The following is a 4,577-nucleotide window of genomic DNA, read 5'->3' as shown; positions in this document are numbered from 1 at the left end:
TCGACCAGTGGGGCGTGGAGCTCGGCAAGGTCCTCGCCAAGCGGGTCGAGCCCGCACTGACCGAGGGCGCCGAGGTGCCCGGCCTCGATCCCTCCACCGCCGCTCTCGTCGCCGCCTACCGCGAACTCAGGAAGTAGTGAACTGACATGACATCGATGCAGCTGGGTCTGATCGGTCTGGGCAAGATGGGCGGCAACATGCGCGAGCGCATCCGCCGCGCCGGCCACACCGTCGTCGGCTACGACCGCAACCCGGAACTCTCCGACGTCAAGGACCTGGCCGAGCTGGTCGGGCAGCTCCAGGCGCCCCGCACCGTCTGGGTGATGGTCCCGGCCGGCGCCCCCACCCAGTCCGTCGTGGACGAGCTCGGCGATCTGCTGGAGGCCGGCGACACGGTGGTGGACGGCGGCAACTCGCGCTGGACGGACGACGAGAAGCACGCCGAGGAGCTCGGCGCCAAGGGCATCGGCTTCGTCGACGCCGGCGTCTCCGGCGGCGTGTGGGGCCTCAAGAACGGTTACGCGCTGATGGTCGGCGGCGAGAAGGAGCACGTCGACCGGCTGCAGCCGATCTTCGACGCGCTCAAGCCGGAGGGTCCCCACGGCTACGTCCACGCCGGCAAGGTCGGCGCCGGGCACTTCTCGAAGATGGTCCACAACGGCATCGAGTACGCCATGATGCAGGCCTACGCCGAGGGCTGGGAACTGCTGGAGAAGGTCGACTCCGTGGACAACGTCCGCGAGGTCTTCCGTTCCTGGCAGGAGGGCACGGTCATCCGGTCCTGGCTGCTGGACCTCGCGGTCAACGCCCTCGACGAGGACACCCACCTGGACAAGCTGCGCGGCTTCGCCGAGGACTCCGGCGAGGGCCGGTGGACGGTGGAGGCCGCCATCGACAACGCCGTGCCGCTGCCCGCGATCACGGCCTCGCTGTTCGCGCGGTTCGCCTCCCGGCAGGACGACTCGCCGCAGATGAAGATGGTCGCGGCGCTGCGCAACCAGTTCGGCGGCCACGCCGTCGAGTCGGCGAAGAAGTAGCGCCGGCCGTGGGGGATCTTCTGCTGGTCCGCCACGGGGAGACGGAGTGGAGCAGGTCGGGGCAGCACACCAGCTGGACCGACCTGCCCCTCACCGCGCACGGCGAGGAACAGGCCAAGTCCCTCGCCCCGCTCCTCTCCGGCCGGACCTTCGCCCTCGCCCTGAGCAGCCCGCTGCACCGGGCGATACGCACCGCCGAACTCGCCGGCGTCGCCGGCCTCGCCGTCGAACCCGACCTGCACGAGTGGGACTACGGCGGCTACGAGGGCGTCACCACCGTCGACATCCACCGCACCCGCCCGGACTGGGACCTGTGGTCGGACGGCGTGCCGCCGGGCCCGCAGGGCCATCCCGGCGAGTCGCCCGAGCAGATCGGCCGGCGCGCCGACAAGGTGCTGGCCCGGGTGGATCCGGCGCTCGACGAGGGCGACGTCGTCCTCGTCGCGCACGCGCACTTCCTGCGGGTGCTCACGGCCCGTCGGCTCGGACTGCCGCCCGCCGCGGGCCGGTTGTTCCAACTGGCCACCGGCACGGTCAGCCGTCTGTCGACGGAGCACGAGCGGCCCGTGATCGCCGAATGGAACATACGGGCCTAGCCGGTTGACACCGCTCGGCGAGGCCCGCCGGCGTCGCCGCTGATGGAGATCGAGGATCTGACACCGGCCGAACAGCGCGTCTGGCGGGCCTTCGCCACCGGGGCGACCGTCGATTTCCGCGATCGCGCCGACGACGCCCAGGGGCCCGACGGCGGTCCCGAACCGCCCGTGCGCGCGGCCGGCCCTGTCGCGCGTGCCGCTCCTCAACGGCCCACATGGACCGGGCGAATTGGCGGCCCTCAAGGTCAGGGCCGCGCGGCTGGTGCAGCTCGATCCTGGCCTCCACGGTCGTCGTCGGCGTCACCCGGGCCGTCGGCCGCCAGCGGCGCGGCGGACGGCGTCCCCGCTCGTCACGGCGGGTCGCGCCCGCCGGACCGCGACGCGTCAGCCGTCGTTCGCGCCCTTCGGGATGCCGTACGCCCGCTCCACCCGCAGACGCAGCACCAGGCGGCGGTCGCGGACCATCGCGGCGCGGTAGTCCTCCCAGTCGGGGTGCTCGCCCAGGACGTCGCGGTAGAGGCGCACCAGTTCCTCGACGGTCTCGTCGTAGGGATCGGCCGCCACCGGCGTGAGGTCGGCGGTTGCCTCGGCGACCGTGTAGGCGCGCCGGTCGGGGGCGGTGACGTGGTACGAGGCACGGGGGTCGCGGCGCAGGTTGCGGGTCTTGGCGCGGTCGTCCGTGACGGAGATCCGGATGACGCCCTCGTCCGGGTAGTAGCGGTGACTGACGTTCGACAGCTGGGGGCGGCCGTCGCGCTTGAGGGTGACCAGCACCCCGCCGCGCCCCTCGTCGAGCAGGGCGAGCAGTGCGTTCTGCGTCATGTCGTGGGTCATGTCCGGGACAACCACGGTCTGCGGAGGGGCATTCCTCCCGCACTGCCCGGGCGCTCCCGCCGCCCTCTCCACCGGACCCGAGGAAGCTGCGCGCCCGATGCCGAGTAGACACTGTCTACGCGCTCCTGGTAGACAGGGCCCATGAGCGAACCCGCACCCGCGCCCGAGCCGCCGACCGCGCTCCCCGGCCGCACCGAGTCCTCGGGCCGCACCGAACCCGACGCCGGTCTGCGCACCCGCCTGGTCGACGTGGGCGTCGACCTGGTGTCCCGGGAGGGCGCCGGGGCGCTGACCCTGCGCGAGATCGCCCGGCGGGCGGGCGTCTCGCACGGGGCTCCCCGCCGCCACTTCGCGACCCACCGGGACCTGCTGTCGGCCATCGCGCGTCGGGGCTTCACCGACCTGGCCGCGCGGGTGGCGGCGACCCGGGGCGACGAGAGCGCGGGCCCGCGCGCACAGCTGACCGAACTCGGTTCCGCTTACCTGCGGTTCGCGCTGGACAACGCCGGCATGTACGAGCTGATGTTCCGTCACGACCTGCTGGAGAGCTCTCACCTGCGGCTGCGCGACACCAGCCTGCCGATGTTCGGGGTGCTGGTGGAGCTGGTGGGCCGCGTGCGCCCGGACGCCGACGCCCGCTCCGTCGCGGCCGCGCTGTGGGCGAACCTGCACGGCATCGCCCAGCTGTGGCGCTGGGGCAGTCTCCAACTCGCCACCGGCGCCGATGACTTCGCACCGCTGCTGCGGACGGCTCTGGACGCCCACCTCGGACCCGAGAGCGACCGGTGAACCGCTCCCTGGCGCTGGCGAGCAGTGTGGCCGGCGCGGTGATCGTCGCCCTGGACGGCACCGTCCTCACCGTGGCCCGGCCCGCTCTGCAACACGATCTGCACGCCTCCCTGGCCCAGGCCCAGTGGACCGGCACCGGCTATCTCGTCGCGGTGGCGAGCCTGCTGGTGTTCGCCGGGCGGCTCGGCGACCGGCACGGGCACCGCCGCACCTTCGCCGTCGGCATGCTCGGCTTCGGCGTCGTCTCGGCGGCCCTCGCCGTGGCGCCCGGCGTCGGCTGGGTGATAGGGCTACGGGTCGTGCAGGGCGTGTTCGGGGCGCTGTTGCAGCCGGCCACGCTGGGCATGCTGCGGGCGTCGTTCCCGCCGGAGCGGCTGCGCACCCCGATCGCCGTGCGCACGGCCGCCATCGGGGTGGCCGCGGCCGCGGGGCCCGTGGCCGGCGGGGCGCTGGCCACGGCGTTCGGCTGGCGCTCGGTGTTCCTGATCAACGTCGGGCCCGCGCTGCTGTTCGGCGCGCTGGCGCTCGCCTCGCGGGAGGAGCCGCGGCCGTCCCGCGACGGGCCGCTGGACCTGCCCGGCGCCCTGCTCCTCGCGGTGGCGCTGGCCTGTCTGGTCCACACCCTCGTCACCCTCCCCGGCGTGCCGTGGTCCGCGCCGGTCGGCCTCGTCGCCGGCGTCGCCCTCGTGCGGCACGAGCGCCGCACCCCGGCCCCCCTGCTGCCGCCCCTGGGCGCTCTCGGGGGAGCGCGGGCAGGCCGGGGGGGCGCGGGCCCGGGCGCGGTCGGCGCGGCGCTCGGCCTGCTCGTCGTCGCGTCGGCGGCCCTGAACGGCGCGGTGTTCGCCTGCGTCTACCTCCTCCAGGACGACCTGGGCCTCACCCCGCTGCACAGCGCCCTGCTCAGCCTTCCGCTGGCCGTGCTGCTGGTGGCCGCCGCCCCCTCCGCCGCGGTCCTGCTGCGCCGGGTCGGCGCCCGCGCCACCGTCACGGGGGCGACGGCCGTCCTCGCCGCCGGTCTCCTCGTGCTCGCCGGCGCTTCGGGTCCGGCCGTCTTCTGCGCCGGCTTCGGCCTGGTGGGGGCCGGCTTCGGGGCGACGATGGTGGTGGCGACCCATGTCGTCGTACGGGAGGCGCCCGCCGAGTCGGCCGGGGTGGCCGGCGGGCTGCAGCAGACCGCGATGAACGTCGGACCGGTGCTCGGCGTCGCGACGGCGACCGTGCTCATGGGCCTGGGCGCGCCGCGGGCCCCCCTGCCGGCGCTGGCGTGCGCGGTCGCGGGGGCGGCCGCGCTCGGCAGGGCGCTGCCGGGCCGGCCACACCC

6 protein-coding genes are annotated in these 4,577 nt (G+C 74.7%); 5 read left to right on the top strand and 1 reads right to left on the bottom strand.

Annotation, left to right across the window (positions count from 1 at the left end):
• The 3 genes from ACFVYK_RS37770 to ACFVYK_RS37760 form a co-directional block, all read left to right on the top strand.
• The coding region (locus ACFVYK_RS37770) for a hypothetical protein (RefSeq protein WP_389781263.1) at positions 1-137 on the top strand (137 nt) is incomplete at its 5' end.
• An 18-nt stretch (positions 138-155) separates the two neighbouring features.
• Entirely contained in the window at positions 156-1,037 is an 882-nt protein-coding gene (gnd, locus tag ACFVYK_RS37765; RefSeq protein ID WP_389781262.1) for a phosphogluconate dehydrogenase (NAD(+)-dependent, decarboxylating), read from the top strand.
• A gap of 8 nt (positions 1,038-1,045) precedes the next feature.
• A complete protein-coding gene (locus ACFVYK_RS37760) occupies positions 1,046-1,633 on the top strand; it encodes a histidine phosphatase family protein (RefSeq protein WP_389781261.1) in 588 nt (195 codons plus the stop codon).
• Positions 1,634-2,017: 384 nt separating this feature from the next.
• Here ACFVYK_RS37760 and ACFVYK_RS37755 read toward each other — a convergent pair whose 3' ends face one another.
• Positions 2,018-2,467 (bottom strand): PPOX class F420-dependent oxidoreductase, encoded by a 450-nt coding sequence (locus ACFVYK_RS37755; RefSeq protein WP_389781260.1) that lies wholly within the window; start codon positions 2,465-2,467, stop codon positions 2,018-2,020.
• Positions 2,468-2,608: 141 nt separating this feature from the next.
• Between ACFVYK_RS37755 and ACFVYK_RS37750 the strand changes: the two genes are divergently transcribed.
• Both ACFVYK_RS37750 and ACFVYK_RS37745 read left to right on the top strand, forming a co-directional pair.
• Positions 2,609-3,256 carry a TetR/AcrR family transcriptional regulator gene (locus tag ACFVYK_RS37750; protein ID WP_389781259.1) on the top strand — a complete coding sequence of 216 codons (648 nt, stop codon included), beginning with the start codon at positions 2,609-2,611 and terminating at the stop codon, positions 3,254-3,256.
• On the top strand, positions 3,253-4,577 hold a 1,325-nt coding region (locus ACFVYK_RS37745), incomplete at its 3' end, for an MFS transporter (RefSeq protein WP_389781258.1). The genes ACFVYK_RS37750 and ACFVYK_RS37745, both read left to right, overlap by 4 nt.

It is taken from the genome of Streptomyces sp. NPDC058291 (assembly GCF_042880855.1).
Taxonomy (GTDB): Bacteria; Actinomycetota; Actinomycetes; order Streptomycetales; family Streptomycetaceae; genus Streptomyces.
This window is presented reverse-complemented; position numbering and strand designations above follow the sequence as displayed.